Source organism: Allorhizocola rhizosphaerae (assembly GCF_003426775.1).
Lineage (GTDB): Bacteria > Actinomycetota > Actinomycetes > Mycobacteriales > Micromonosporaceae > Allorhizocola > Allorhizocola rhizosphaerae.
Genome location: NZ_QJUG01000406.1, coordinates 1 through 3440 on the forward strand (window position 1 = coordinate 1; position 3440 = coordinate 3440).

General features: G+C 67.7%; 4 protein-coding genes. 3 read left to right on the plus strand and 1 reads right to left on the minus strand.

Annotation, left to right across the window (positions count from 1 at the left end; genetic code table 11):
• Positions 1-137: 137 nt before the first annotated feature.
• Complete coding sequence (locus DM816_RS40970) at positions 138-440, minus strand: phosphotransferase family protein (RefSeq protein WP_246002730.1); 303 nt, start codon at positions 438-440, stop codon at positions 138-140.
• A 135-nt stretch (positions 441-575) separates the two neighbouring features.
• Between DM816_RS40970 and DM816_RS46085 the strand changes: the two genes are divergently transcribed.
• From DM816_RS46085 to DM816_RS43350, 3 genes are read left to right on the plus strand one after another with little or no spacing between them, the layout of a single operon-like run.
• A complete protein-coding gene (locus tag DM816_RS46085; RefSeq protein WP_425455346.1) occupies positions 576-1058 on the plus strand; it encodes an ATP-binding protein in 483 nt (160 codons plus the stop codon).
• Entirely contained in the window at positions 941-1567 is a 627-nt protein-coding gene (locus DM816_RS40975) for an ABC transporter permease subunit (RefSeq protein WP_281274412.1), read from the plus strand. Before DM816_RS46085 ends, DM816_RS40975 begins: the two co-directional genes overlap by 118 nt.
• A complete protein-coding gene (locus tag DM816_RS43350; RefSeq protein WP_162908389.1) occupies positions 1564-2889 on the plus strand; it encodes an ATP-binding cassette domain-containing protein in 1326 nt (441 codons plus the stop codon). Before DM816_RS40975 ends, DM816_RS43350 begins: the two co-directional genes overlap by 4 nt.
• The last annotated feature ends 551 nt before the right edge of the window (positions 2890-3440 follow it).

Genomic DNA, 3440 nt, shown 5'->3' on the forward strand with positions numbered 1-3440 from the left:
GCAGCGACTACGCTGCATTCTGCGGCCGCCGCAGTTGATATTGAATTGTCCACAACTTTCGATGATCGAGCGGCGGCCGTCCATCATCTGGCTGGGCTTCATTCCGCCAGCTCACACGGCATGTCGTGACTGCCGTACTAGCAGACCGTCGCCAGGAGGAACCCGGAATGCGCCGCCAGCTGAACATCTATGTAGGTTGGATCCACCGACGCCGTCGACGGCAGGGACTCCAGAATCGGTTGCGGGTCGGTGCCCGACAACGCGGCGCTGATCAGTAACGTGACGACATCGACATGACTGGCGCCCACCCACGCGTGCGGCCAGTCAACGATATAGACCCGCTCGTCGGTGGTCAGGACGTTGAACGGGTACATGTCACCGTGTAGCAAGGTGTTACCAGCGACGGCTTCGTCAAGCCCCTTCTCCAACGCGCTGAGCATCTCCAAATTCTGGTACGCCCACGGCGCCACGGAGTCTCTATGTGTTCGGCTAGGCACCGCCTGCACCAACACGTCGCACTGTGAACGCTACAGCCGGTGGTTTTGCATCTGGACCTGCTGGGTACCGCAAAGGTCATGTCAAGCGTGGAGCACTCGTCGCGACCTCCCTCTCTTGTCGCGGCGACCCCACGCCCAGCATCCGAGGCGGTCGCCCTCCAGCAAACCTTCGATCCAGTCTGCCTCTCCGCGATGCGCACCTCCGTTGCCGCGCACGCGGCCGATCTAGGGGTGCGGGGCGACCGCCTGAAGGGCTTCGTCCTGGCCATCACCGAACTGGCGACCAACGCCATCCGCCACGGCGGAGGAGCCGGCGACCTGACACTTTGGCAGCAAGCCACCAAACTGTGCTGCCGGGTCACCAACCGGCGACCCGCCCGCACGCTGGCGATTCCACGGCAACGCCCACCCCTGGACACCGTTGGTGGCCGGCGGCGGCCGGGGTGCTGGTGTGCCGTATGCGCGGGATCTGGTTCCTGGTGGCCACGCTCGCGGTCGGGGAGCTCGCGTATGTGGCCGCCGACCGGTGGCGGCCCGTCACCGGCGGCGCCACCGGACTGACCGCCGAACCGCTGATGCTCGCTGGCGGCGCGACGCTGACCCTTGACGGGCACCGGTATCTGTACGTCTTCGCCTGGTTCGCCGTGTTCGTCGGCGCGGTGGTGTGGCTGCTGACGACCCGGTTCGGTCTGGTATTGCGTGGCCTGGCGGCCAATGAGGTACGCCTGCACGCCGACGGCTACGCCGCCACGTTGTGGTTGTGGTCGGCATACGTGGTGGCCGGCGCGGTCGCCGCCGCCGGTGGGGCGCTGATGGTCGCCGGCCGCGGCTACGTGGCGCCCAGCGACCTCGGCTACGTCGTCAGCGCGCTGGCGTTGCTGGCCGCGATCACCGGTCTGCGCCACCCGATCTGGGCCTGCCTCGCCGCGATCGGGATCATCGCGGTGCGAGATATCGGCGGGAACCTGCTCACCGGCCGTGGCCCGCTGATGTTGGGAGCGGCGTTTGTCGCCGCCGCCATCTTCCTGGCCCGTCGACGGGGCCACGGCTCTGCGCAGGTGAATCCGTGACCTTCCTTCACCTGCGCGACCTGGCGGTCACCATCGGCCCCACCGTCATCCTGGAAGGGATCAACCTGGACGTTCCCGCCGGGGCGCGGCACGCCATCATCGGTCACAACGGCGCCGGCAAGAGCACCCTCCTCAACGCGGTCGCCGGGCAGGTGAACGTCACCAGGGGCCGGATTCTGCTGGCCGGCAACGACATCACCGGCCTGCCGCCACACCGGCGGGCCCGAGCCGGCATCGCCCGCACCTGGCAGCATCCAACCCTGGCCGGGCAGCTCACCGTCGCCGACAACCTCCGGCTGGCGCTGCGCCACGGCCGCCGAACAGACCATGACGAGCTGTTGATACGGTTCGGGCTCTCCCCCGTGCAGCACCGGCGCGTGGACGAACTTCCCTATGGGATGCAACGAAAGACAGAGCTAATGATCGCGCTGGCGGCGCGCCCGCGCCTGCTCCTGCTCGACGAGCCCAGCGCCGGTCTCGGCCCCACCGAAGTGGCGGCGGTGATGCGCATTCTGACCGGTCTCGAGCAGGAAACCACGGTGCTCCTGACCGATCACCATCCCGATGTCATCACCTCGGTGGCCACGTCGAGCACCTACCTGACCCGCGGCCGCATCACCGACCCGCCACCACCGGCCGATGGGCCCACGCCGCAGGATCGCGCGCCGTCCGCGGCGACCGGCGAGCCGGCGCTGCGCGTCGCGGCGTTGACGGCAGGTTACGGCCGGGCCTTGGTGCTGCGTGATATCACCTTTACCGTCCACCCAGGACAGACGGTCGCCGTCGTCGCTGACAACGGCGCCGGAAAAAGTACCCTGCTCAACACAATCGCCGGCATCGGCCCAGCGCACACGACCGGATCAATTCACCTTGGCCCCCACGCGCTGACCGGGTTGCCCGCGGCCCGTCGGCAGCAGCTGGGGCTTGGCCTGCTGCCCCAGCAGCGGCGGATCTTCGCCCGGCTCACCGTGGGTGAGAACCTGCAGCTTCCCCATCACCGCGATATCGGTGTGGGCCCGCCCGAACTGCTCTTCGACCAGCTGCGCGGCCGGCAACGGCAACGCGCGGGAACGCTAAGCGGTGGCGAGCAGCAACTGCTGGCGATCGCTCGAGCGGTCGCCGCCGGCCCGAGCGTGCTCCTGCTCGACGAGCCGTTCGAAGGCCTCGCCCGGACGGCCGCCGCGCGGCTCAGACAGCTGCTGGCGCAACTGAACCGCGCCGGTACCGCCATCGTCATCGCCGACCACCGACTCGACGATATCGGCCCGATCATCGACGAGGTCCACGTCCTGGCCGACGGCCAACTGCGCGACGGCCCGTGAACACCGCCCGCCGGGCGGCTAACGCGTCCCGGCGGGCACCGGTCGGGTCCACCGGGTGACGGTGCACAGCCGGGGCTCGCCTGGGAGCCACCGACCGGCCATCGGGCAGGAGACTTCCCGTGTCATCGATTACGGCGATCAGTCTTTCGTGTGTTCTCAATGTCCAGGTCACATCGGTGGAGACGAAGCGCAGCAACCCCGTCAGATCAGTCGCCCGGTTAGGCCTCGATCAGGCGGCTGGTGGCCCGCCGAAGAGGTTGCGGAAATTTCGGCGCGGCGGGCTGACAGCCGTTCATACATCTGGTGCCGGATTCACCGATTGCAATGGATCTTTGTCGATGAGACCTTCGGTTGTTGGCGTCCGGAGGGTTGGGTGTGCGAGGCGGAGGCGATGACCGTGCGGTAAGGGAGACTGTGTAACGAACGGTGTTTCCGGCACCGACACGCTGAGTGAGGACTCGGCGGGAAAGGTGCCGTGATGACCACCACCACGACGCTGCGTGAAGCCACACTGGATGTTGTGGCATCGAAGAAGCGACCTGTGTCCAGCC